Consider the following 24146-nt stretch of genomic DNA (forward strand, 5'->3'; position numbering starts at 1 on the left):
GACCGCACGATGGGACTGATCAGCCTGATTTGGGGCATCCTCGCCATGATCTGGATGGTGGTCGCCTTGATCCCGCTGCTGGGCTGGGGCAACTGGTTCCTGATCCCGTTCGCCGCGGTCGGCGCCATCATCGCCGCGATCGGCGTGCTGTTCACCCGCGAAACCAAGCGCGGCCGCGCCAAGGCCGGCCTGGTGCTCAACGCGATCGTGATCGTGGTCGGCGTGGTCCGCCTGTCGATGGGCGGCGGCATCATCTGACCCCGCGCAGCGACGCAGTCCGCGCAGGGCGGTTTCGCAGCCGCCCTGCGCGAGGTCTCGCTAGCATAACGGCGGCGCCCGTGCGGTACGCCAGCGAACAGGCTTCGGTGTAGGAGCGGCGTAAGCCGCGACCGCGTCGTCGTCGTATTGGCGTGGTCGCGGCTTACGCCGCTCCTACCCCACAGCGGTCTTCGGCCGCGCCGCCAATAGCGCCCGCGTATGCGCATGCTGCGGCGCGCGCAACACCTCGGCGGTGGCGCCGGTCTCGACGATGCGCCCGGCTTCCAGCACCGCGATGCGCTCGGCCACCGCGGCCGCGGCGGCCAGGTCGTGGGTCACGAACAGCAGGGCCAGGCCGCGCTCGCGCTTGAGCGCGGCCAGCAGCGCCAGGATCGCGCCGCGGTGGTGGGCGTCCAGCGCCGACACCGCTTCGTCGCAGACCAGCAGCTCGGGATCGGTCGCCAGCGCGCGCGCGATCGCGATGCGCTGGCGTTGCCCGCCGGAGAACTGGTGCGGGTAGCGGTCCAACATCGCCGCCTCCAGCCCGACCGCCTGCAGCAGCTCGCCGGCGCGCAGGCGGCGCGCGCCGGCATCGCCGCGCGCGTGGATGCGCAAGGGCTCGGCGACGATCTCGGCCACGCGCATGCGCGGGTCCAGCGAGGCATAGGGATCCTGGAACACCAAGCCGGTACGCGCGCGCAGCTTGCGCAAGGCGCGCGGCGTGGCGGCGCTCAGATCGACGCCGTCCAGCAGCACCCGCCCCTGCGCGCCGCGCAGCAAGCGCAACAGCGCGCGGCCCAGCGTGCTCTTGCCGCTGCCGCTCTCGCCGACCAGGGCCAGGCCTTCGCCGCGACGCAGTTCGATCGACACATCGTCCAGAGCCGCGCGCGGCGCCCGCGGATAACGCATGCGCAGGCCTTCGCCGCGCAGCAGCACCGGTGCGGCGCCGCCGACCGCGGGCGCGGCCGGCGCGATCGCGTCGGCGGCCAGCAGCTCGCGCGTGTAGGCATGCTGCGGCGAGGCGAACACCGCGGCGGTATCGCCGCGCTCCACCGCCTGCCCGCGTTGCAGCACCACCAGGCGCTGCGCGTAGGCGCCCACCAGCGGCAGGTCGTGGCTGATCAACAACAGGGCCAGGCCGTCCTCGCGCCGCAGCGCGTCGAGCAGGTCGAGGATCTCGCGCGCGATGCGCGCGTCCAGGGCCGAGGTCGGTTCGTCGGCGATCAACACCCGCGGCCGCGTCGCCAGCGCCAGAGCGATCGCGATGCGCTGGCGCTGGCCGCCGGAAAACTGATGCGGATAGCGGTCCAGCGCCGCGCCCGGCTCGGGCAACTGCACGCGCGCCAGCAAAGACCGCGCTTCGTCGCGCGCCGCGGTGCGCGCCAAACCGCGCACCAGGCGCAGGGTTTCCAGCAACTGGCTGCCGACGCTGCGCAGCGGGTGCAGCGCCGCCAGCGGATCCTGCGGCACCCAGCCCAGCACGCGCCCGCGCAGGGCCGCATGCGCGCGCGAGCCCAGCGCGATCGTCTGGCCGTCCGCGCTCAGGCGGCCCTCGGCGCGCAGGCCCGGCGGCAACAGGCCGAGCAGGGACAGCGCGCTCAGGCTCTTGCCGCTGCCGCTTTCGCCGACCACGCCCAGGCATTGCCCGGCCTGCAATTCCAGATCCAACGGCCCCAGCAAGCGGCGCGCGCCCACGTCCACGGCCAGCCCCTGCAGGGCCAGGGTCGCGCTCATGCCGCCGCGGCCTCGTGCTCGCCGCGCACGTCCAGCCAATCGCGCAGGCCGTCGCCGAGGAACTGGAAGGTGGCCAGGGTCGCGACCAGGAAACCGGCCGGGAACAGCAGGGTCCAGGGCGCGCTGTCGAGTTCCTGCACGCCTTCGGACAACAACGTGCCCCAGCTGGCCGAGGGTTCGTCCACCGACAAACCGAGGAAGCCGAGGAAACTTTCCACCAGGATCGCCTGCGGCAGGATCAGCCCCAGGTAGACGAAGGCCAGCGGCAGCAGGTTGGGCAGCACGTGCCAGCGCAGGCGCTGGCCGAAGCCGGCGCCGGCGGCCTGGGCGGCCAGCACGAACGGCGCCTCGCGCAGGCGCGCGGCCTCGGCGCGCATCACCCGCGCCAGATCGATCCAGACATAGCCGCCGATCGCCGCCAGCAACAACCCCAGCGAGCGCTCGAACAGGGTCAGCAACAGGATCACCACCAGCAGGAACGGCAGCGCCGAGAACACGTCCAGCACGCGCAGCAGGGCGCGCTCGACGCGACCGCCGGCGAGCCCGGCGACCGCGCCGTAGCCCAGCCCGATCGCCAGCGCGACCACGCTGGCGAGCAGGCCGATGGTCAGCGACAGGCGCCCGCCGGCCAGGGTGCGCGCGTACACGTCGCGGCCGATCGCATCGGTGCCGAACCAATGCCCGGCGCGGCCGGGCGCGGCCGACAGCGCCTCCCAATCCGGGGTGTGCGGGTCGTAGGCGCTCAGCCACGGCCCCAGCCAGCACAACGCGGCCAGGGCGGCCAGCGCGATCAGGCAGGCGCGGGCCACGGGCGGGAGGGGTCGCAGGGGTCGCATACGCGCATCGTAACGGGCACATGCCGGCTGGGCATATGCAGATGACGCATCGCCTTTTCCGTCGTCGCGGCCTTTGCGGCCTTATTCCCTACATGGCGAATAGGAAATGCTGACGATGAAGGCGAAATACGCACTGCGCGCCATGTGCGCGCTGGCGCGCGCCGACGACGGCCGGCTGCAAGCCCGGGCGATCGCCGAACACAGCCGCACGCCGGAAAAATTCCTGGAATCGATCCTGGTCGACCTGCGCGAGGCCGGCTTCATCCACAGCCGCCGCGGCCAAAAGGGCGGCCACGCGCTCGCACGCCCGGCCGAGCAGATCCGGGTCGGCGACCTGATCCGCGCCATCGACGGGCCGCTGGCACCGGTGCGCTGCGCCAGCGTCAGCGCCTACCGCGCCTGCGCCGACTGCCCGGACCCTGCGCAGTGCGAACTGCGCGCGCTGATGCGCGAGGCGCGCGACGCCCTGTCGCGGGTGCTGGACGGCTGCAGCCTGGGCGAACTCGCGCGCGGCCCCCACGCGGCCGTGCTCAGCGGAGACGCGGCATGAACGCGGCCCGGCGCAAATCGCGCGGCTCGCAGACCGGCGCCACGGCGGCGCCCGAGTTCGAACCCGCGGTCAACATCGTCAACCTCAGCGACAGCGAGTTCGCGGTGCTGACCGCGCTGCGCGAGATCGGCTACGGCCAGGTCGAGGTAGTGGTGCACGCTTCGCAGATCGTGCAGATCACGCGCAGCCAGCGCGTGCGCGTGGAAGAGCCGCGGAGCCGGCCGCTGTGAGCGCGCCCCCGGCGCGCCGGCGCGCACCGTGTTGTCGACGCCCGCTGCCGGCTTCGACGGACTGAGGCCTCCGCCGCACGCGCGTACCCGACAGGGTCTTCCCTCTCTTCTTCCAAGGAATCCGCCATGCCCCATCGACATCGGCGATCTGGCACCGCGACCGCGACTCCGGCCTGGCTGTTGGGCGCGCTGGGCTGCGCACTGACCCTGCCCGCGCAGGCGCAAACCTCCGGCCTCAGCGTCGAGGATCTCGCCCGCCGCCTGCAGGCGATCGAACGACGCCTGGGCGCCGCCCCGGCCGACGCCGGCACCGCCACGGTCGATCCGGCCGACCTCGACCAGCGCCTGCGCGTGATCGAGCGCAAGCTGGAACTGCAGGCCGAAGCCGAAAGCGCGCGAATCGCCGCCACCCCGGTGGTGACGCTGAGCGCGGCCAGGGGCCTGTCGGTGAAGTCGCCGCCGCCCGGCGATCTGGAGATCAAGGTCCGCGGCCTGATCCAGGCCGACGGCCGCTTCTTCATCGACGACCAGCGCAACCCGCAGAACGACAGCTTCCTGTTCCGCCGCGTCGAGCCCACCATCGAAGGCAGCTGGGGCTCGCTGTTCGCATTCCGCCTGGGCGCGCAACTGGCCGGCGACACCGCCACCGTCAACGACGCCTACGTCGACGTGCGCTTCAGCCCGCGCGCGAGCGTGCGCGTGGGCCGCTACAAGGTGCCGTTGGGCCTGGAGCGCCTGCAGTCCAGCAGCGCAGGCGCGATGGTCGAGGGCGGTTTCGCCGGCGAACTGGCGCCGGTGCGCGACCTGGGCGTGCAGCTGCAGGGCGAGCTCGCCGACGGCGCGCTCAGCTACGCGGTCGGCGCCTTCAACGGCGCGCCCGACGGCCGCGACGGCGCCACCACCAATCCCGACAACGAATTCGAACTGATCGGCCGCGTGTTCGTGGAGCCGTGGAAGAACGGCGGCGGCGCCCTGTCCGGCCTGGGCTTCGGCGTCGGCGCCAGCCAGGGCGACAAGCGCGGCGCCGGCAACAATTTCCTGCCGCGCTACCGCACGCCGGGCCAGGCGCAGTTCTTCAACTACCGCAGCAGCGTGGTCGCCGACGGCGAACACAGCCGCTGGTCGCCGCAGGCCTACTACTACCGCAACCGCCTGGGCCTGCTCGGCGAATACATCCGCTCGCGGCAGGACCTGCTGCTGCCGGCCAGCGGCGCGCGCGCCGCGCTGGATCACGACGCCTGGCAGCTCACCGCCGGCTGGGTGCTCACCGGCGAAGACGCCAGCTACAAGGGCGTGGTCAAACCCAGCCAGCCGTTCACGCCGGGCGGCGCCGGCTGGGGCGCGCTGGAACTGGTCGCGCGTTACGGCCGTCTCGACATCGACGACGACGCCTTCCCGCGCTACGCCGATCCGGCCGCGGTCGCGTCCGAGGCCCGCGCCTGGGGCCTGGGCCTGAATTGGTACCTCACCGGCAACTTCAAGCTGGTCGCCAACTACACCCAGACCGATTTCGAGGGCGGCGCACCGGCCGGCGCCGATCGCGAAGACGAAAAGGCTTTCTTCACGCGGGCGCAATTCTCCTTCTGAGCATGCTCCTCACCGCGCCTAGACCGCGCCTGTCACGACGCAAAGAGATCCCCCACATGAAAACGCTAATCTCCACGCTCGCAATCGCCCTGGCCCTGGCCGCCGGCTCCGCCACGGCCAAGGATGTCGAGTTGCTCAACGTGTCCTACGACCCCACACGCGAGTTCTACGCCGAGGTCAACACCGCTTTCGCCGCGCAATGGAAGCAGGAAACCGGCGAGACCCTGAAGATCCGCGCCTCGCACGGCGGCTCGGGCAAGCAGGCGCGCTCGGTGATCGACGGCCTGGAAGCCGACGTGGTCACCCTGGCGCTGGCCGCCGACATCGACGCCATCGCCACCAACGGCAAGCTGCTGCCGGGCAATTGGCAGTCGCGCCTGCCGCACCAGAGCGCGCCCTACGCCTCGACCATCGTGTTCCTGGTGCGCAAGGGCAATCCCAAGGGCGTGCGCGACTGGGCCGACCTGGTCAAGCCGGGCGTGGCGGTGATCACGCCCAACCCCAAGACCTCCGGCGGCGCGCGCTGGAATTATCTGGCTGCCTGGGCCTGGGCCTCGCAGCAGTACCGCGACGGCGGCAAGGTGGTCGATTACCTCACCCGCTTGTTCAAGAACGTACCGGTGCTGGACACCGGCGCGCGCGGCTCCACCACCACCTTCGTCGAGCGCGGCATCGGCGACGTGCTGCTGGCCTGGGAGAACGAGGCCCTGTTGACCCTGGACGAGCCCGGCAACCGCGGCAAGTACGAGATCGTCGTGCCCAGCCTGAGCATCAAGGCGGAACCGCCGGTGGCCTGGGTCGACAAGAACGTGGCCAAGCACGGCACCCGCAAGCAGGCCGAGGCCTATCTGCGGTTCCTGTACACGCCGCAGGGCCAGCGCCTGGCCGCCAAGCACCACTACCGCCCGGCCGAGCCGGACAAGGTGCCGGCCGCCGAGCTGAGCCAGTTCGCGCAGGTGAAGCAGGTCACCATCGACAACGCCTTCGGCGGCTGGAAGAAGGCGCAGGCGGATCACTTCGCCGACGGCGGGTTCTTCGATCGGATTTATCAGCCCAAGTGAGGGTTGGGGAGCTTGGGCGGTGGCAAGGGTTCGATCGAGCCGCTGAGGGCATCAAGACACCAAAGCTGATCGAACTCTAGTCACCGTCATTCCCGCGTAGGCGGGAATGACGAGCAAGAACAAACCAAAACGCATAGCCGGAACCAGACCAACCCAACCCCATGAGCTCCATCGCCCTCCCCTCGCTTTCCGCCTCGCGCTGGCGCCGGCCGCTGCCCGGCTTCGGCCTCAGCATCGGCCTGGGTCTGGCGTGGTTGAGCCTGGTGGTCTTGCTGCCGCTGGCGGCGCTGACCATCCGCGCCGCCGGCCTGGGCGCGGACGGCTGGTTGCGCGCGATCCAGGACCCGCGCGTGCAGGCCTCGCTCAAGCTCAGCTTCGGCGCCGCGTTGGCGGCCTCGGTGCTGGCCTTGTTCGCCGGCGCGCTGATCGCCTGGGTACTGGTGCGCTACCGCTTTCCGGGCCGGCGCCTGCTCGATGCCCTGGTCGATCTGCCGTTCGCGCTGCCGACCGCGGTGGCCGGCATCGCCTTGACCGCGATCTATTCCTCCAACGGCTGGGTCGGGCGCTGGCTGGAACCGGCCGGGTTCAAGATCGCCTACGCGCCGGCCGGCATCGTGATCGCCCTGGTCTTCATCGGCCTGCCGTTCGCGGTGCGCACGGTGCAGCCGGTGCTGGAGGCGCTGGGCCGCGAGCAGGAGGAAGCCGCCGCCTCTCTGGGCGCCTCGCGCCTGACCACGCTGCGCCGGGTGATCCTGCCCGAGCTGCTGCCGGCCTTGCTGACCGGCTTCTCGCTGGCGTTCGCGCGTGGGCTGGGCGAGTACGGTTCGGTGATCTTCATCGCCGGCAACCTGCCCTACAAAACCGAGATCGCGCCGCTGCTGATCACCATCCGCCTGGAGGAATACGACTACAACGGCGCGATCGCGATCGCCGCGCTGCTGCTGGCCGCGTCCTTCCTCTGCCTGCTGGCGATCAACGCGATCCCCTCGTTGTTCGCGCACGAACGCCGGGAGCGCCGCCGTGACCCGTGAGCGCGACGATCTGCAAGAACCGGCCTGGCTGCGCTGGATCCTGATCCTGTCGGCGGTGCTGGTGATGGCGCTGCTGGTGGTGATGCCGCTGCTGATGGTGCTGGGCGCGGCCTTCGCCGAGGGCGTCGGGGTCTGGTTCGCCGCGCTCAGGGAGCCCGATGCGGTGGCCGCGCTCAAGCTGACCCTGTTCACCGCCGCGATCGTGATCCCGCTCAATGCGGTGTTCGGCGTGTTCACCGCCTGGGCGGTCACCCGCTTCGAGTTCGCCGGCAAGCGCGTGCTGCTGGCCCTGATCGATCTGCCGTTCGCGGTCTCGCCGGTGGTCGCCGGCCTGTGCCTGGTGCTGCTGTTCGGCTCGCACGGCTGGTTCGCCGAGCTGCTGGCGCACTACGACATCAAGATCCTGTTCGCGCGCCCCGGCATCGTGTTGGCGACCTTGTTCATCACCTTCCCCTTCGTGGTGCGCGAACTGATCCCGCTGATGCAGCAGCAGGGCGCGGACGAGGAGCTGGCCGCGCGCTCGCTGGGCGCCGGCGCCTGGACCATGTTCCGTCGCGTGACCCTGCCCAACATCAAATGGGGCCTGCTGTACGGCGTGCTGCTGTGCGGCGCGCGCGCGATGGGCGAGTTCGGCGCGGTGTCGGTGGTGTCCGGGCATATCCGCGGCCTGACCAACACCCTGCCGCTGCACATCGAGATTCTCTACAACGAATTCGACAGCACCGCGGCGTTCGCGGCCGCGTCGCTGCTGGCCGGCCTGGCCCTGGTCACGCTGGTGATCAAGTTCTGGCTGGAAGCGCGCCACGGCGACGCCCTGGCGCAATCACACAGGCGGCACTGACATGAATCTCATCGATGTGGATCACGCAAGAACGAACGACCCCGCGCTGTGGCGCCCGGCCGATCCGGACGCGGCCCTGCCGGCCGATGCCGCACCGTCGTCACCGGCCTTGGGCCATCATGGCGGCGGGACGGTTCAAGGCAAGGGCATGGACCTGCACATCCAAGGCATCGGCAAGCAATACGCGAACGTCGCCGCGCTGGACGCGGTCGACCTGGATATCGCGTCGGGCGAACTGGTCGCGCTGCTGGGGCCGTCGGGTTCGGGCAAGACCACGCTGCTGCGGGTGATCGCCGGCCTGCTCCACCCCGATCGCGGCCGCCTGCTGTTCGGCGACGAGGACGCGACCCGGCTGAGCCTGCGCGAACGCAACGTCGGTTTCGTGTTCCAGCACTACGCGCTGTTCAAGCACATGACCGTGGCCGAAAACATCGCCTTCGGCCTGCGCAGCCGGCCGCGCAGCCGGCGCCCGGACAAGGCCACGATCGCGCGCCGGGTGCAGGAACTGCTGAGCCTGATCCAGCTGCCGGAGCTCGGCGGCCGCTACCCGGAGCAATTGTCGGGTGGGCAGAAGCAGCGCGTCGCGCTGGCGCGCGCGCTCGCGATCGACCCGACCGTGCTGCTGCTGGACGAGCCCTTCGGCGCGCTCGACGCCAAGGTGCGGGTGGAACTGCGGCGCTGGCTGCGGCGCCTGCACGAACAGACCGGGCAGACCACGCTGTTCGTCACCCACGACCAGGAAGAAGCGCTGGAGCTGGCCGACCGCGTGGTGGTGCTGCGCGACGGCCGCATCGAGCAGGTCGGCACGCCGGAGCAGATCTACCGCGAGCCCGCCTCGGCCTACGTGTTCGATTTCATCGGCCGCGCCAATACCATCGACGGCCGGGTCGAGCGCGGGCAGTTCGCGATCGACGGCCACGCGCTGCGCCTGCCCGCAGACGGGGTCGCCGACGGCGCGGCCAGGCTGTACCTGCGCCCGCACGACCTGGCCCTGGGCGCGGCCGGCGACGGCCTGGCCGCGCGCGTGCTGGCGGTGCACCGGCTGGCCGATCGCATCACCGTGGAATTGCAGCTGGACGGTCAGGCGCGCGCGCTGGAACTGGACCTGGTGGCGACGCCGGATGCGGTGGTGCCCGCGATCGGCGGCGCGGTCGGAGTGCGGCCGCTGCGGTATCGGGTGTACCCAGCCTGATCGAGTCCTTCTACTGACGCTTCCCCTTCTCCCGCTCGCGGGAGAAGGTGCCCGAAGCGCGGATGAGGGCAACGACGGAGGTGGGCGTTAGACGCCTGCCGTCCTCACCCCACGCCTTCCAGCCTCGCACACCCTTCGAGCGCCGCGAGCGGGACAGGGGCTAAGCGGCCGCTCGCGTTGTCCCTGGCGGGAGAGAAACTGAGCGCCCGCGCGCGTCGCCCTAGGGCAAAACGTCCCACCCGCGCCCCCGGCGCCCGGCGCGCGCGCAGCCGGGAGTAAACTAAGGCCCATGAGCTACCCCTACACACGCCCGCGGCGGATGCGCCGCGACGAGTTCTCGCGCCGTCTGATGCGCGAGACGGTCCTCACCGCCAACGACCTGATCTATCCGGTGTTCGTGCACGAGCTGCAGGGCCGCGCCGCGGTCGCCTCGATGCCCGGCATCGAGCGCCTGTCGATCGACGAACTGCTGCGCGTGGCCGAACAGGCCAGCGAACTGCGCGTGCCGGCCCTGGCCCTGTTCCCGGTCACCGCCCTGGACGCAAAATCGCTGACCGCCGAGGACGCCTGGCGCGACGACGGCCTGTGCCAGCGCGCGGTGCGTGCGCTCAAGCAGCGCTTCCCGGAACTGGGCGTGATCACCGACGTCGCCCTGGACCCCTACACCACCCACGGCCAGGACGGCTTGATCGACGACAGCGGCTACGTCATGAACGACGAGACCGTGGAAGCCCTGGTCAAGCAGGCGCTGTCGCACGCGGTCGCCGGCGCCGACGTGGTCGCGCCCAGCGACATGATGGACGGCCGCATCGGCCGGATCCGCGAAGCGCTGGAACTCGACGGCCACATTCATACCCGCATCATGGCCTACAGCGCCAAGTACGCGTCCAGCTTCTACGGCCCGTTCCGCGACGCCGTCGGCAGCGCCGGTGCGCTCGGCAAGGGCAACAAGTACACCTATCAGATGGACCCGGCCAACAGCGACGAAGCGATGCGCGAGATCGCGCTGGACCTCGACGAGGGCGCCGACATGATCATGGTCAAGCCGGGCATGCCCTACCTGGACATCGTGCGCCGGGCCAAGGACGAATTCGGCGCGCCGACCTTCGTCTACCAGGTCAGCGGCGAGTACGCGATGTTGCGCGCGGCGATCCAGAACGGTTGGCTGGACGAACGCGGCTGCGTGCTGGAAGCGCTGACCTCGATCAAGCGCGCCGGCGCCGACGGCATCCTCACCTACTTCGCGCTGGACGCCGCGCGCTGGCTGCGCGAAGCGCCATAAGCGGTGCGGCGGTGATGCGGTTCGCTACGCTCACCGCATCCTACGGTTTCGTGTGCGGCCGCAGGATGCGTGAAGCAACGGCGCCGTGCGTGGCCGTAGGATGCGGTGAGCCGAAGGCGAACCGCATCGCCGCGCATCGCCCGGCTCACTTCGTCGCCACGCAACCTTCCTGCCCCGTCGCCGCCGGCGCCTTCATCCGGTAGATGTCCAGCTTGCCGGCCTTGGGCGATTTGGCGCTGCCGGTGACCAGCAGTTCGCCCGGCTTGTTCCAGTCGATCGCCGGGCCCAGGGTGTAGCCGTCCTCGCCGTTGAACGACAGCGCCAGCGGCGTCGCCGCCGCGTACCTCGCGCCTTCGCACTGCGCCACATACAGCCGGATCGGTTGCTGCTCCACGTCCTTGGAACGCGCGAACACGATCGCGCGGCCGTCGCCCAGCCAGGCGGCATCGAATTCGTCGGCGGCGGTGTTCACGCCCGCGACCGGCTTGGGATCGACATAGGCCTTGCCGTCCCAGGTCGCGACGAACAGGTCGTGGCGGCCGGCGCCGCCGAAACCGTTGCTGGCGAACAGCAGGTGGCGGCCGTCGCGGCTGGGCGTGGGCGCCCATTCGTCGCCGCGGCCGTTCACGCCCGCGCCCAGGGACTCCGCCGGCCCGAAGCCGCCGTCGGCGAGCACCGGCGCGCGGTACAGGTCGTCGCCGCCGCGCCCGCCGGGGCGGTTGGAGAAGAAGTACAGCCAGCGGCCGTCGGCGCTGAAGGCCGGATCGAAATCCTTGGCGCCGGAGTTCAGGGGCAAGGGCTGCGGTTCCTGCCAGCGGCCCTGCTTCAGGCTGGCCTGCCACAGGTCCCAGCCGCCGGCGCCGCCGGCGCGGTCGGTGCTGCCCCAGACGATGCGCCGCCCGTCGGGACTCACGCTGGCGCGCACTTCGCTGTGCGGCGTGGATACCACGCCCATGCCCTCGATGCCGAACTCGGACAGAAAGCCCGATGCGGGCATGGCCAGCAGCAGGCCGGAGAGTAGACTGAGGCCAGACCAGGCCGCGGCGCGCCGCATAGTGCGTCTCCCTTGGATAGTCCCCCAAGCATCCCCAACGAGGCTGCCCATGTCCATTCCACGTTATGCGGTGATCGGCCACCCGGTGGCGCACTCGCTGTCGCCGCGGATCCACGCCGCATTCGGACGCCAGCTCGGTATCGCCCTGGAGTACATCGCCATCGACGCCGCGCCGGAACAGTTCGACGCCCTGCTGGCGGAGTTCGCCGCCGAGGGTGGACTGGGCGCCAACATCACCCTGCCGCACAAGACCCGCGCGGCCGGCATCTGCAGCCACCTCAGCGAGCGGGCGCGCCGTGCCGGCGCCGCCAATACGCTGATCCGCAGCGCCACCGGCTGGGAAGGCGACAACACCGACGGCGCCGGCCTGGTGCGCGACCTCACCGAGCGCCACGGCCTGGACCTGCGCGAACGCCGCACCCTGCTGATCGGCGCCGGCGGCGCCGCGCGCGGCGTGGCGCCGGCCCTGCTCGACGCCGGCATCGGCGATCTCTACATCGTCAACCGCACGCCCGAGCGCGCCGACGCCCTGGCCGATGCGCTAGGCCAACCCGGCCGCGTGCATCCGCGCTATTTCAAGGACGTGGTCGCGCTGGGCGCCTTCGACCTGATCGTCAACGCGACCTCGGCCGCGCGCGACGCGCAGCTGCCCTCGTTGCCGATGAGCCTGGTCACGCCGCGCACCGCGGCGGTGGACCTGAGCTACGGCGAAGTCGCGATCCCGTTCCTGGCCTGGGCCAAGGCGGCCGGCGCGCACGACCGCATCGACGGCCTGGGCATGCTGGTCGAACAGGCCGCCGAGAGTTTCGAACGCTGGCACCGGGTGCGCCCGGAAACCGAGCCCGTCTACGCCGCGCTGCGCGAGCGCGACGACGCCCTGGTCACTGCAGACTGATCCGCCACGCACCGCGGTCGGCCGCGATGCGCGGCGGCGGCCGCGTGCCGGCATGCAATGGAAACGACGATGGATCCCAATGCCCTGTTCGCCGCCCTGCTCGGCCCCCTGCTGTACGCCACGCCGCAGTTGCTGCTGTGCGCGGTCGGGCTGGTCCTATGCCTGATACGCCGGCGCGCGCTGGGCGCGGCCGGCGTCTACGGCAGCGTGGGCTTCGCTTTGTTCATCCTCGGCTCGCTGCTGGGTATTTGCGGCCAGGTCTGGCTGATGTGGGTGCGACAGAACGGCGAAATCAACACCTCGTCGCTGGCGATCAGCATGGGCGCGTTCAGCACGGTCGTCATCCTGCTCCACGCGGTCGCGATGGGGCTGGTGATCGCGGCGATCCTGATACGGCGGCCGACGCAATCGGCATGAACGCCAGCGAACGCACCGCGCCCTGTTGAGCACGCCCATGTCCACGCAAGCCGCGCCTGTCGACGCGCTCCAGCCCGACACCGTCTACCACTTCGCCGATCCCGCCGATTGGGCGCGCGCGCAGCGCGCCGGCGAGTATCGCAACGACGGCCTGCGGCGCGAGGGTTTCCTGCACTGCGCCACCGCCGCGCAACTGGCGGGCGTGATCGAGCGCCACCAGCGCGGCCGCGGTGCGCGGGTCCTGTTGGAGCTCGACGCGGCCGCGCTGGGCGAGGCGCTGCGCTACGAGCTCAGTCCGCGCAGCGGCGAGGCCTATCCGCATGTGTACGGCCCGATCCCGCTCGCCGCCGTGCGCGCGGCCGAAGCCTTCCAGGCCCCGCCATGAGCGCGCTGAGCTGCCGCGCCGGCTGCGCCGCGTGCTGCACGGCGCCTTCGATCGTCTCGCCGATTCCGGGCATGCCGCACGGCAAGCCGGCCGGCATGCCCTGCGTGCAATTGGACGATCAGCTGCGCTGCCGTTTGTTCGGGCGGCCCGAACGCCCCGCGTTCTGCGCCTCGCTGCGGCCTAGCGCTGACATGTGCGGCGCCAGCCGCGACGAGGCGATGGCGCTGCTGGCGGCGCTGGAAATCGCGACCTGCCCCGACCCGGCCGCACCACCCACTGTGGGAGCGGCGTAAGCCGCGATCGAGCCCCACGCGCGTCCGCTGTTCCGTTGACCCGCCGACTACCGATCGCGACTCACGTCGCTCCCACAGGGGCAAGCGGCGCGAAGGCCGCTCCCAGCCAGGACAACGGGCACCGCGAAACGCTTACAACAAACCGTCGCGTTTCACCGCCAGATACTTCTCCACCAACGAAGCGGCGAGCTGGTCGCAGGACACGTCCAGCACCATCACGCCGTGATTGCGCAGGGCGTCGTGGGCGGCGCTGCGCTGTTCCAGGTATTGCGCGGTGGCGCCGGCGCGGATCGCGTCGCGCAGGTCGTGGACGTCCTGCGCCAGGGCGGTGTCGAGCGAGTCCTCGCGCAGCGAGGCGACGCAGACCAGATGGCGCTTGCGCAGCATCTGCACCGCCGCCAGCACGTCGTCCATGTCCTCGTCGCGCAGGTTGGTGACCAGCATCACCAGCGAACGCCGGCGCTGGCGCAGCGACAGTTCGGTGGCGGCGGCGAGGAAGTCGGTGGCGACCGGCTGCGGCTGCAGGGCGTAGCTCGCGCGCAGCAGGCTGTCGATCGCGCCCACGCCGCGGCGCGGCGGCACCCAGGCCGAAGCGCCGCCGCTGGCCAGCAGGCCGACCGCGTCGCCCTGGCGCAGCGCCAGATAGGCCACCACCAGCGCGGCGTCGAGCACGTGGTCGAAATGCGAGAGTTCGCCGTCGCGCGCGAGCAGGCGCCGGCCGGTGTCCAGCATCAGCACCAGTTGCTGGTTGCGTTCGTCCTGGTACTCGCGCGAGATCAGGCGGCGCGCGCGCGCGGTCGCCTTCCAGTCGATCTGGCGCAGGCTGTCGCCGATGCGGTACTCGCGCATCTGGTGGAAGTCGGTGCCTTCGCCGCGGCGGCGCTTGAGGTGCGCGCCGACCAGGCGCGAGGCCTGTTCGGCGCTGAACATGGCGAACTTGGCCAGCGGCGCGAAATTGGGGAACACGCGCACCGGCTGGGCCGCGCCGGCCACGCGCGACTGCCACCACAACCGCCACGGCGAATGCAGGCGCAGCTGCACGCCGTCGAAGGCGAAGTCGCCGCGCGCGTTGGCGCGCAGGCGGTAGTCGACGCTGCTGCTTTCGCCGCGGCGTAGGGTCAGGCGGCGCGGCAGGCCCTGCATCGACCAGCCGCCCGGGTGCAGGTCGAACACGTCCAGGGGTTGGCGACGCGCATCGGCGTCCAGGGTCAGGGTGACTTCGCGCTCCAGGCCGATCGGCCAGGTGTCGGGCATGCGCCGTTGCACCCGCGGCGTCGCCGCCAGATGGACCCGCCAGGCATCGAACACGGCGATCGCGGCCACCGCCGCGCCGGCGATCCACCAGGCGCGCGCCGGCACCCAGCCGATGCTCGCGGCCAGGCCGAACCCGCCCCACAGCACCAGCAGCGCCAGCAAGGCCGGCGCCGGCCGCGGCAGGCTGCGCGCGGGCGTGGCGGGGACCGCTGCGGCGACGGCGCTCATTGCCGCGGCGCTTCGACCTTGGCCAGCAGGGCGTGCAACACGTCGTCGGGCGACTGACCTTCGATCTGCATTTCCGGCGCCAGCGCGATGCGGTGGCGCAGGGCCGGCTTGGCGATCTCGCGCACGTCGTCGGGGGTGACGAAATCGCGGCCCGACAGCACCGCCTGCGCGCGCGCCGCGCGCACCAGCGCCAGGCTGCCGCGCGGGCCGGCGCCCAGGGCGATGCCGGCCCATTCGCGGGTGGCCGCGGCGATGCGCACGGCGTAGTCGATCACCGCGTCGTCGACCGTGATCAGGGCGGTGCCGTGCTGCATGGCCACGATCTCTTCCGGACCGAGCACGCGCTGCACCTGCGAGAGGTCGAAGTCCGAGGCGCTGCGGCCCTGGCTGACCGCGGTCACCATGCGCTTCTCGTCGGCGCGGCTGGGGTAGCCGATCAGCACCTTGAGCAGGAAACGATCGAGCTGCGCTTCCGGCAGCGGATAGGTGCCTTCCTGCTCGACCGGGTTCTGGGTGGCCAGGGTCAGGAACGGCGGCGCCAATTCGAAGCTGTGACCTTCGATGGTGACCTGCAGTTCCTGCATCGCTTCCAGCAGCGCCGACTGGGTCTTGGCCGGGGCGCGGTTGATTTCGTCGGCCAGCAGCAGATTGGTGAACACCGGCCCGCGGCGGATGTTGAAGCTCTCGGTCTTGGGGTCGTAGACCGCGTGGCCGCTGATGTCGCTGGGCATCAGGTCGGGGGTGAACTGGACGCGCGCGTAGCCGCAGTCCAGGGCCTTGGACAGCGCCCGCACCAGCAGGGTCTTGCCCAGGCCGGGCACGCCCTCGATCAGGGCGTGGCCGCCGGCGAGCAAGGCGATCAGGATCTGGTCCAGCGCTTCGGCCTGGCCGATGAAGGCCTTGCTGACCTCGTCGCGCACGGCGGCGGCGCGTTGCGCCAGTTCGGTACCGGTGATCGGTGCGGGCACGTTCGCGGGCGTGGTCATAGCGAGTTTCTCAGTCGGATCAAGGTGGCGATGCGGGAACGGAACGCGGCGTGATCGCGCGCGACCGGCGTGGCCAGCGCTTCGCGGATTTCCGCGGGCGCCAGCTTGAAACGTTCGGCCAACAGCGCCGCCTGCGGCTCGCCGTCGAGCGCGGCGGCCTGCGGATCGCGGCGACGCAGACGCAGCAGGAAGGCGCTGCGCACGGCCGCGTGCAGCAGGTGACCGTAGCCGTAGCGGTAGGCGTGTTCGCCGCTGGCCACCACGTGCTCGAGCAGCGAACGGCGCTCGCTGGCCGGCGACGGCAGCTGCGGGCCGAAACGCTGGGCGCGCCGCCACAGCCACAGCAGCAGGGCCAGCAGCATCGGGCCCCAGGCCATCCAGCTGCGGGTCAGCAGAGTCATCCACAGCGACGGCATGTCGGCCGCATAGATCAGGTGCACGGTGCCGGCGCGGTAGTTCGGCGCCAGCAGCTGCCGCAGCAACGCGATGTGCGGCGCGTCCTTGATCGCCTCGGCGCGTTCCTTGCCGACGGCATTGATCGCGAAGTCGAGGTCGGCGATCACGTCGACGCTGCCGCGCCCCTGCGGCAGGCGCGCGAACACGTAGCCGGTGTCGTCCGCGCCCCAGGCGCGCAGCGGCACCGGCGCGCGCTCCATCAGCAGGAAACGGCGGCCCTGGCAGAACTCTACGTGCGAATCCTCGCGCTCGACGTACATGGCCACGCAGTCGGTCTCGCGCTGCGGGAAGAACTTCACCCCCAGCTCGGTCAGCAGCGGAATCCGCATGGCCGCGCTGAGCTCGCCCGGCGGCGGCGTGCGCACGATCAGGTGACCGCCGCCGTGGACCCAGGCCAGCAGGGTCTTGGCCTCCGACGCCGACAGCTGGCGCGGATCGCGCAACAGCAGCACGGTGTCGCGCGCGCCCAGGGGATGGGTGTCGGGCTGCAGGCGCTGGCGCGCGACCGCCTTCACGCCGTCCTTCTTCAAGGCCAGCTTGAGCACGTAGAGCGGGTTGCTCGCGGCCTCGCCGCTGCGCGGCAGGTCGATCCATTCCTCGACCCGCTCGTGGCTGCGCCACCACCAATAGCCCAGTCCCGCCAGCAGCAGGACCACCAGGGCGGTCGCCAATGCGGTGCGCAGGTTCATGCGGCCCACCCGAAGCGTTGGCTGAGCGTGCGCAGCAGGGCGTCGAACTCGTCGAGCGCGGGCAGGCGCTGGGCGTAGGCGGCGTATTGCCAGGTGCGCACGGCGTTGGCGAAGACCTCGCGGTCTTCGGCCAGCGGCATCTTGCGCGAGGCGCGCAGGCATTCGGCTTCGGTCGCGCCGGGCACCAGCACGACCTGGGCGCGCGCGACCATGGCCTCGACGCTGGCGCGATACAGCAGGGCCAGGGCGTCGCGTTGGCGGCCGGCCTGCCACAGGCGGCGCGCGGCGCTGGGAATGTCGTCGGGCAGCGGTTCGGGCTCGACCACGACGCTGGTGTGGACCGGCGTCGGCTCGCGGCCCTCGGCGCGCGCGCTGTCGCGCAGCCAGCGCAACCAGCGCGGCGCGGTCACCAGGATCAGCAGCGCCAGGGTGCCGATCAGCAGCCACAGGCCGTACTTGCCGATCAGGGCCAGGACCACGCCCAGGCCTTCCAGCGCCGCCGGCGCCTTGGTGTCGGAGGGTTTGCGGGGGTTGCGCGGCTTCCAGTTGGTGACCTTGCGCTTGGGCGCCACGGTCGGGTCCTGGTAGGCCTGGGCGACCGCCTTGCGCAGACCGGCATCGTCGGCGCGGGCGTCGCCGAAGACTTCGTCCAGGGTCGGCGGCAGCTGCGCTTCCTTGGCGGCGACGGCCTTTTCCAGCGCCTTTTCGTCGCCTTCGGACGCTTCGACGTCGTCCGGCCGCACCGGATCGCGCAGCGGCGCGCCGAACGGCGGCGGCGCGTCTTCGTCTTCGGCGAAACCCTCGGCCGAGGCGTCCGTCGCGTCCCCGTCGCCCGCATCCTCGTCGCTCGCGGCATCCTCGCCCGCCATGCCCGCCTCGGCCGGCGGCGCGGACATCGCGGCCTTGGGCACGGGCTCGCGTGCCGACGCGTCCGGCAGCAGGCCCAGGCCGAAGCACAGCGCCAGCAGCAGCGGCGCGCTGGCCGCGCTCAGGCGCGCGCGCAGGCGCCGGAACACGATCTCGATGTCCCAGGCCTCGATCTCGGTGCGGCGGTTGAGGTACAGGCCGAAGCCGGCGCCGACGTAGAACGGCTCGATCACGCAGGTCGCGGCCCAGGCCAGCACGTTGCCCGCCAACTGCACCCAGGTCGCGTCCGCCAGCAGCGCCTGCCACAGGCTCTGGGCGGAATCGGACAGGTATTCGCTGGGAATGAAGATTGCCGTGCCCGCGGCGATGCCCAGGTACAGCGCGCCCTCGAAATGGAAGCAGACCAGAGTCAGCAGCGCGGCCACGCCGTACACCGGCGCGCCCAGCGCGCTGCGGCGCTGGCGCGCTTCGGCGCCGCGCCCGCCCTCGAGCAGGTCCACCGGCAGGTACAGCGAACGCGCCGGACTGAGCCGGCGCCAGGTCAGGTAGGGCAAGGCCCAGCGCGCGCCCCAGGCCAGCTGCGCGCGCAGGGTCTGGCGGGTGCCGGGCACGTCGCCGAACACCGCCCGCGACAGCACGTACAGCGGCACCCGGTCGAACACCGGCTTGAGCCACCACATCAGCAAGGTGGCCAGCCACAGCTTGTCCAGCGCCCAGGCCGCGGCGTTGAGCGCGGCGAACAGCGGTAGGGTGAGCAGCAGGTAGGGCTTCCAGATCGCGGCGGCGTGGCGGCGCGTCAGGGCGGTGCCGAGCTCGACCGCCTCCCAGGCCGTGCGCGGACGCAACGCGACGGTGAGCGATTCGATCTTCATGACTCGACCCGGTCCTCGACCGCGAAGTCCGGGTTGCGCCCGCCGAACCACAACCAGCCACCGACCAGCAGCCACAAGGCCGCGCCGACGCCGTACTTCACCAACGCCGGAATGCTCGCGATCGAGGACCAGAACGCTTCCACGAACGCGGCGAACACCAGCATCGCGAACACGCCGACGCAGATCTTGGCGCCGCGCCGGCCGCCTTCGATCAGGGCGTCGATACGCCGGCGCTGGCCCGGCGCGACCAGGTTCAGGCCCAGGCGCAGGCCGGCGCCGCCGGCGATCCAGATCGCGTTGAGTTCCGGCGCCGAGTGCCCGGCCACGAAACGCCAGAACGGATCGCCGTGGCCGACCGCCTGCAGGTGCCCGGCGACGCCGCCGATGACCACGCCGTTGCTGATCAGCACCGCGATCGAACCCAGCCCGAACAGGAAGCCGCTGGCGAAGGTGCGGAAGCCGATGCTGACGTTGTTGAGGATGTAGTAGCCGAACATCGCCAGATCGGTCTCGGCGCCGCGGCCGAGCTTCTGCAGCGGGCTGTTGGGGTCGTACATGTGCTCGAACTCGGCCAGCTGCTCCGGCGGGAACAGCGCGCTGGCCAGATCGGGATGGAGCTGGATCGCGACGAACATCGTGATCATCGGCAGCCAGAACAGCGCCGCGGCCGCGGCCATGCAACCGCGCTCGGCGCGCACCAGGCGCGGAAAGCCGGCGAAGAGGAACTCCAGCGCGCGCCGCCAACGCGGACGCGGCGCGCGGTAGAGCAGGCCATGGCCGCGCTGCATCAGGTCCTGCAGACGATCGGTGACGGCGGCGCTGTAACCGCGCCGGCGCGCCAGCGCGAGCTGCTGGCACAGGCGGCGGTAACGCGCGGGCACTTCGTAATCGGGCAGGCCCTGCCAGCTGCGGCGGTCGGCACGCGCACGCTTGGCGCTGTCGCCGCGCGCGTCCAGCCACGCTTCCAGCTGCGTCCATTCGGCCTGGTGGCGTTCGACGAAACGTTCCTGCTTGACCGCGGCGACCTGGGTCATCGGCGCCCCAGCAGCCAGTTGGCGATGCCGTACACGCGCGCGACCGCGGGCTCGCCGCGCGCGCCGGTCAAGGGCTGCACCAGGTCGGCCAGTTCGATCTGGCGCGCCGCCGCCAGGCGCGGCGCGCGTTCGGCGAAGGCGACCATCGCCGCCTGCTCGTAGGGCAGCAGCGGCACCGCCGGCGCGCTCGCGTTGCCGACCGGCGCGGCGGCCGCTTCGTGCCGGCGCGGCTCGTGCACGACCAGGGTGCCGGCGACCATGTCGCCCAGGCGCCGGCCGTAGGGATCGGCGTAGCTGGCGATCAGGCCGAAGGCGTAACCGAACGGCAGCATGTCGACCACTCGCAACAGGTTGCGCACGAACGATTGCATCCAGCCCACCGGCGCGCCGTTCTCGGCGACCACCCGCAGGCCCAGCGCGCGCTTGCCCGGCGTGCGTCCGTCCCACATCGCCTCGAACGCGACGTGATAGAACCACAGCAGCAGGAACATCAGGACCAGATAGAAGCCCATGCCGCCGGTGCCGAGCAGGCCGAAGGCCATCGCCCCGACGAACAGCAGGGCCAGGCGGATGCAGAAATCGATGGTCCAGGCCAGCGCACGCGGCACGGGCCCGGCCGCGGGCAGACGCAGCGCGACGCCTTCGGGCGTCACCACTTCGCGGTAGGTATCCAGCATCACAGCGGCGCGGCGCCTGCGGGCGGCGGCGGCCGCGTCCGGTGGCGCGCGGCCTGTGTTCGGTGCAACTCGTCCATGCGGTTTCCGGCTTCTCCCCTGTGGCGACTGTAAACGCGGCCCAAGGCCATGCCTAGTCCGCGCCCGCCATGCCCAGGTAACGATCCTTCAAACGCACATAGTGCTGGGCGCTGTATTGCAGTTGCTCGATCTCGCGCTCACTCAACTTGCGCACGAAGCGTGCCGGATTGCCCAGCCACAGCTCGGCCTCGCCGACCGTCTTGCCGGGCGCGATCACCGCGCCGGCGCCGACGAAGCCGAAACGCTGCACGGTCGCGCCGTCGAGGATCTTGGCGCCCATGCCGATCAGGGCGAACTCCTCGATCCGGCAGGCATGCACGATCGCGCCATGGCCGATGGTGACGTCGTTGGCGATCAGGGTCGGCAGGCCGCCCGGACGCGTGAACGGGCCTTCGTGGGTGACGTGGACGATGGTGCCGTCCTGGATGTTGGTGCGCGCGCCGATGCGGATGAAGTTGACGTCGCCGCGGACCACGCAGCCGGGCCAGATCGAAACATCGTCGCCCAGGGCGACCTGGCCGATGACGCTGGCGGCGGGATCGACGTAGACGCGTTCGCCGAGGTCGGGGTAATGCTCAAGATAGGGACGCAGGCTCATGCGCCGATTGTAAGCCGCGGCCGCCGACACGGTGCGCACGGCTGGGCGCAAGCGTCCTCGCTGCAACGCATGCGCTCGCGCGGCCGCGCCTGCGCGCGCATGCATGCGTCCGCACCAGCGCGACGACGGTCTTCGCATATGGCGGCGCGCCCGAAGCATGTCCATCCCTGCATTCGCGCCCCCGCCCGGTCCGCGACGGCCGGGCGGGCCGAACCTCAGGACGGCCGCGCCGCCCCCCACGCCTGGCCTGTTCCGCCCCACCGCCGGCGCTCCCTTGCGGCCCCGGCGCGACTACACTGCGGCGTATGGACATCACCGCCGACACCACCCCCAGCGAACTGGCCGCCACCCGCGAGCGCCTGCGCTCGGCCTGGCACGCGCGCAAACCCGACTACGCCCAGCGCCGCGCCGACCTGCTGCGCCTGCGCGACGCGTTCCGGGCCCGGGTGGCGGACATGGACGCGGCGATCCAGGCCGACTTCGGCCACCGCTCCAGCCACGAGAACCTGCTGTCCGAGGCCATGATCACCCTGGCCGAGATCGACCACGCGATCGGCCATTTGCGCCGCTGGATGCGCCCGCGCCGCGCCGCGGTGGGCTGGCGCTTCTGGCCCGCGCGCGCCGAGATCCGGCCCGAGCCGGTCGGCGTGGTCGGCATCCTGTCGCCGTGGAACTACCCGGTGAACCTGGCCCTGGTGCCGCTGGTGTCGGCGATCGCCGCCGGCAACCACGTCTATCTGAAGCCGTCCGAACACACCCCGCGCACCAGCGCCTTTCTGCGCGAACTGCTGGCCGAAGTGTTCCCGGCCGACCGCGTCGCGGTGGCGATGGGCGGCGCCGAGGTCGGCGCGGCGTTCTCGGCCCTGCCCTTCGACCATCTGCTGTTCACCGGCTCCACCGCGGTCGGGCGCAAGGTGATGGCCGCGGCCGCACCCAATCTCACCCCGGTCACCCTGGAGCTGGGCGGCAAGGCCCCGGCGGTGGTCTGCGACGATTTCCCGATCGAACTGGCGGCCGCGCGCATCGCCAGCGGCAAGTGGTTCAACGCCGGCCAGACCTGCATCGGCGTCGACTACGTGCTGGTCGACGCGGCCCGCCGCGACGCCCTGGTGGCCGCGCTGCAGGCCGAACTGCGCGCGCGCTACGGCCGGCTGGACGCGCCGCAGGACTACACCCGCATCATCAACGACAGTCAGTACGCGCGCCTGCGCGGCTACGTCGACGACGCCCGCGCGCGCGGCCTGCAGGTGATCGAGCCCTTCGCGCTGGACCCGGACACCGCCGCGCGCGAACGGATCTTCCCGCCGACCCTGGTGATCGAGCCCGGCGCCGACGCCCAGGTCATGCAGCACGAGATCTTCGGCCCGATCCTGCCGGTGCTGTCCTACCGCGATCTGGACGAAGCGATCGCGCGCATCAACGCGCTGGACCGCCCGCTGGCGCTGTACCCCTTCGGCTACGACCGCGCCCAGGTCGAGCGCATCCTCGGCCAGACCCTGGCCGGCGGCGTCACCGTCAACGACACCCTGCTGCACTTCGGCGCCCACGACCTGCCCTTCGGCGGCATCGGCCCCAGCGGCATCGGCGCCATCCACGGCCGCAACGGCTTCGACACCTTCAGCAAACTGCTGCCGGTGTTCCGCCAGCGCCGCATGGCCGCCAGCGACTGGCTGAAACCGCCGTACCGGGGAAAGATCGACCGCCTGATCCGCTTCCTGGCCAAGTGAGGCCGCGCCGGCGCGCAAGCCCGGCACAGGCCAAAACGCGGCGGCCGTGGTTACACTCGCGACCATGAAAATCGTCAGCTGGAACGTCAACTCGCTCAACGTGCGCATGCCGCACCTGGAAACCTGGCTGGGCCTGCGCATGCCGGACGTGGTGGCGCTGCAGGAAACCAAGCTGGAGGACCACCGCTTCCCCGACGACGCCCTGGCCGCGCTGGGTTACCGCAGCGTGTTCTCCGGCCAGAAGACCTACAACGGCGTCGCCATCCTCTCGCGCGAGACCGCGCAGGACGTGCAGATCGGCGTGCCCGGCCTGGACGACGAGCAAAAGCGCGTGATCGCCGCCACCGTCGGCGGCGTGCGCATCGTCAACCTGTACGTGGTCAACGGCCAGGACGTGGGCACCGACAAGTACGCCTACAAGCTGCGCTGGCTGGACGCCGTCCACGCCTGGCTGGCCGAGGAACTGCGCGCGCACCCGCAGCTGGTGGTACTGGGCGATTTCAATATCGCGCCCGACGAACGCGACGTCTACGACCCGGTGGTGTGGAACGAGGCGCACATCCTGACCTCCACCGCCGAACGCGACGCGCTGCGCCGCCTGCACGCGCTGGGCCTGCACGACAGCTACCGCATGCACAACGACGCCGCCGGCGAGTTCAGCTGGTGGGACTACCGCCAGGCCGCGTTCCGCCGCAACCTCGGCCTGCGCATCGACCTGGCCCTGGTCTCCGACGCCCTGCGCGCACGCTGCATCGGCGCCGGCATCGACCGCGAACCGCGCACCTGGGACCGCCCCAGCGACCACGCCCCCGCTTGGGTCGAGCTGGGCTGAGCCCATTCGCAGGGCAACAGCGCTTCGAAGCGCTGCGCCCGTTGCCGTTGCTGCTATTGCCGTTGCCGTGCTGTTGCTGTTGCTGTTGCCCCGGCATTGGAATCCATAGCCCCGCACTCACCGATCAGTCGTAGACCCGAAGGGCGGCGCGCAGGACGCGCGCCGTTTTTCGAATGGACAAGGATGTCCATTCGAAAAATCC

Annotated in this window: 24 protein-coding genes and 1 pseudogene; 15 read left to right on the forward strand and 10 right to left on the reverse strand. The window is 71.3% G+C overall.

The window, feature by feature from the left end; translation table 11 throughout:
* The first annotated feature begins 9 nt into the window (after positions 1–9).
* Positions 10–258 carry a hypothetical protein gene (locus tag V1318_RS14535; RefSeq protein WP_332940424.1) on the forward strand — a complete coding sequence of 83 codons (249 nt, stop codon included), beginning with the start codon at positions 10–12 and terminating at the stop codon, positions 256–258.
* Positions 259–432: 174 nt separating this feature from the next.
* On the opposite strand, the gene V1318_RS14540 is transcribed toward V1318_RS14535, so the two are convergent.
* Together V1318_RS14540 and V1318_RS14545 are read right to left on the reverse strand one after the other, a co-directional pair.
* Entirely contained in the window at positions 433–1992 is a 1560-nt protein-coding gene (locus V1318_RS14540) for an ABC transporter ATP-binding protein (protein ID WP_332940425.1), read from the reverse strand.
* Positions 1989–2801, reverse strand: coding sequence for an ABC transporter permease (locus tag V1318_RS14545; protein ID WP_332940426.1), 813 nt, complete (start codon positions 2799–2801; stop codon positions 1989–1991). The genes V1318_RS14540 and V1318_RS14545 overlap by 4 nt, the downstream gene beginning before the upstream one ends.
* Before the next feature lie 142 nt (positions 2802–2943).
* Here V1318_RS14545 and V1318_RS14550 point away from each other — a divergent pair, with 142 nt between their 5' ends.
* The 8 genes and pseudogenes from V1318_RS14550 to hemB all read left to right on the forward strand — a co-directional run bounded on the left by V1318_RS14550 (position 2944) and on the right by hemB (position 10602).
* Positions 2944–3378, forward strand: coding sequence for an Rrf2 family transcriptional regulator (locus V1318_RS14550; protein WP_332940427.1), 435 nt, complete (start codon positions 2944–2946; stop codon positions 3376–3378).
* On the forward strand, positions 3375–3608 hold the full coding sequence (locus V1318_RS14555) for a DUF2292 domain-containing protein (RefSeq protein WP_332940428.1): 234 nt from the start codon (positions 3375–3377) through the stop codon (positions 3606–3608). The genes V1318_RS14550 and V1318_RS14555 overlap by 4 nt, the downstream gene beginning before the upstream one ends.
* 126 nt (positions 3609–3734) lie before the next feature.
* Positions 3735–5195, forward strand: coding sequence for a porin (locus V1318_RS14560; RefSeq protein ID WP_332940429.1), 1461 nt, complete (start codon positions 3735–3737; stop codon positions 5193–5195).
* 56 nt (positions 5196–5251) lie between these two features.
* Entirely contained in the window at positions 5252–6256 is a 1005-nt protein-coding gene (locus V1318_RS14565) for a sulfate ABC transporter substrate-binding protein (protein ID WP_332940430.1), read from the forward strand.
* 161 nt (positions 6257–6417) lie between these two features.
* The gene (gene cysT / locus V1318_RS14570) at positions 6418–7287 is read left to right on the forward strand and encodes a sulfate ABC transporter permease subunit CysT (protein ID WP_332940431.1); all 870 of its coding nucleotides are present in this window, start codon (positions 6418–6420) and stop codon (positions 7285–7287) included.
* Entirely contained in the window at positions 7277–8128 is an 852-nt protein-coding gene (cysW, locus tag V1318_RS14575) for a sulfate ABC transporter permease subunit CysW (protein ID WP_332940432.1), read from the forward strand. The genes cysT and cysW overlap by 11 nt, the downstream gene beginning before the upstream one ends.
* A gap of 148 nt (positions 8129–8276) precedes the next feature.
* A pseudogene (locus tag V1318_RS14580) lies at positions 8277–9116 on the forward strand (sulfate/molybdate ABC transporter ATP-binding protein); the annotation flags it as partial.
* Between the two features lie 493 nt (positions 9117–9609).
* Positions 9610–10602 carry a porphobilinogen synthase gene (gene hemB / locus V1318_RS14585; RefSeq protein ID WP_332940433.1) on the forward strand — a complete coding sequence of 331 codons (993 nt, stop codon included), beginning with the start codon at positions 9610–9612 and terminating at the stop codon, positions 10600–10602.
* A 145-nt stretch (positions 10603–10747) separates the two neighbouring features.
* On the opposite strand, the gene V1318_RS14590 is transcribed toward hemB, so the two are convergent.
* Complete coding sequence (locus V1318_RS14590; RefSeq protein WP_332940434.1) at positions 10748–11656, reverse strand: TolB-like protein; 909 nt, start codon at positions 11654–11656, stop codon at positions 10748–10750.
* Between the two features lie 49 nt (positions 11657–11705).
* On the opposite strand from V1318_RS14590, the gene aroE reads away from it, so the two are divergent.
* The 4 genes from aroE to V1318_RS14610 all read left to right on the forward strand — a co-directional run bounded on the left by aroE (position 11706) and on the right by V1318_RS14610 (position 13646).
* A complete protein-coding gene (gene aroE / locus V1318_RS14595; protein WP_332940435.1) occupies positions 11706–12551 on the forward strand; it encodes a shikimate dehydrogenase in 846 nt (281 codons plus the stop codon).
* A 69-nt stretch (positions 12552–12620) separates the two neighbouring features.
* Complete coding sequence (locus V1318_RS14600) at positions 12621–12968, forward strand: hypothetical protein (RefSeq protein ID WP_332940436.1); 348 nt, start codon at positions 12621–12623, stop codon at positions 12966–12968.
* A gap of 37 nt (positions 12969–13005) precedes the next feature.
* Positions 13006–13353 (forward strand): DUF952 domain-containing protein, encoded by a 348-nt coding sequence (locus V1318_RS14605; RefSeq protein ID WP_332940437.1) that lies wholly within the window; start codon positions 13006–13008, stop codon positions 13351–13353.
* Positions 13350–13646 (forward strand): YkgJ family cysteine cluster protein, encoded by a 297-nt coding sequence (locus tag V1318_RS14610; RefSeq protein ID WP_332940438.1) that lies wholly within the window; start codon positions 13350–13352, stop codon positions 13644–13646. Before V1318_RS14605 ends, V1318_RS14610 begins: the two co-directional genes overlap by 4 nt.
* A 132-nt stretch (positions 13647–13778) precedes the next feature.
* Here V1318_RS14610 and V1318_RS14615 read toward each other — a convergent pair whose 3' ends face one another.
* The 7 genes from V1318_RS14615 to V1318_RS14645 all read right to left on the reverse strand — a co-directional run bounded on the left by V1318_RS14615 (position 13779) and on the right by V1318_RS14645 (position 21385).
* A complete protein-coding gene (locus V1318_RS14615) occupies positions 13779–15128 on the reverse strand; it encodes a DUF58 domain-containing protein (protein WP_332940439.1) in 1350 nt (449 codons plus the stop codon).
* On the reverse strand, positions 15125–16114 hold the full coding sequence (locus V1318_RS14620; protein ID WP_332940440.1) for a MoxR family ATPase: 990 nt from the start codon (positions 16112–16114) through the stop codon (positions 15125–15127). Before V1318_RS14620 ends, V1318_RS14615 begins: the two co-directional genes overlap by 4 nt.
* Entirely contained in the window at positions 16111–17259 is a 1149-nt protein-coding gene (locus V1318_RS14625; protein WP_332940441.1) for a DUF4350 domain-containing protein, read from the reverse strand. Before V1318_RS14625 ends, V1318_RS14620 begins: the two co-directional genes overlap by 4 nt.
* Positions 17256–18998 (reverse strand): DUF4129 domain-containing protein, encoded by a 1743-nt coding sequence (locus tag V1318_RS14630; RefSeq protein ID WP_332940442.1) that lies wholly within the window; start codon positions 18996–18998, stop codon positions 17256–17258. The genes V1318_RS14625 and V1318_RS14630 overlap by 4 nt, the downstream gene beginning before the upstream one ends.
* The gene (locus V1318_RS14635) at positions 18995–20032 is read right to left on the reverse strand and encodes a stage II sporulation protein M (RefSeq protein ID WP_332940443.1); all 1038 of its coding nucleotides are present in this window, start codon (positions 20030–20032) and stop codon (positions 18995–18997) included. Before V1318_RS14635 ends, V1318_RS14630 begins: the two co-directional genes overlap by 4 nt.
* On the reverse strand, positions 20029–20709 hold the full coding sequence (locus V1318_RS14640; protein WP_332940444.1) for an RDD family protein: 681 nt from the start codon (positions 20707–20709) through the stop codon (positions 20029–20031). Before V1318_RS14640 ends, V1318_RS14635 begins: the two co-directional genes overlap by 4 nt.
* Positions 20710–20839: 130 nt before the next feature.
* A complete protein-coding gene (locus V1318_RS14645; protein WP_332940445.1) occupies positions 20840–21385 on the reverse strand; it encodes a gamma carbonic anhydrase family protein in 546 nt (181 codons plus the stop codon).
* 305 nt (positions 21386–21690) lie between these two features.
* On the opposite strand from V1318_RS14645, the gene V1318_RS14650 reads away from it, so the two are divergent.
* Both V1318_RS14650 and xth read left to right on the forward strand, forming a co-directional pair.
* Entirely contained in the window at positions 21691–23112 is a 1422-nt protein-coding gene (locus V1318_RS14650) for a coniferyl aldehyde dehydrogenase (RefSeq protein ID WP_332940446.1), read from the forward strand.
* A gap of 64 nt (positions 23113–23176) precedes the next feature.
* Entirely contained in the window at positions 23177–23944 is a 768-nt protein-coding gene (gene xth, locus V1318_RS14655) for an exodeoxyribonuclease III (protein WP_332940447.1), read from the forward strand.
* Positions 23945–24146: the final 202 nt, after the last annotated feature.

The sequence above is a fragment of the Lysobacter sp. CCNWLW3 genome (genome assembly GCF_036697405.1).
GTDB lineage: Bacteria > Pseudomonadota > Gammaproteobacteria > Xanthomonadales > Xanthomonadaceae > Lysobacter.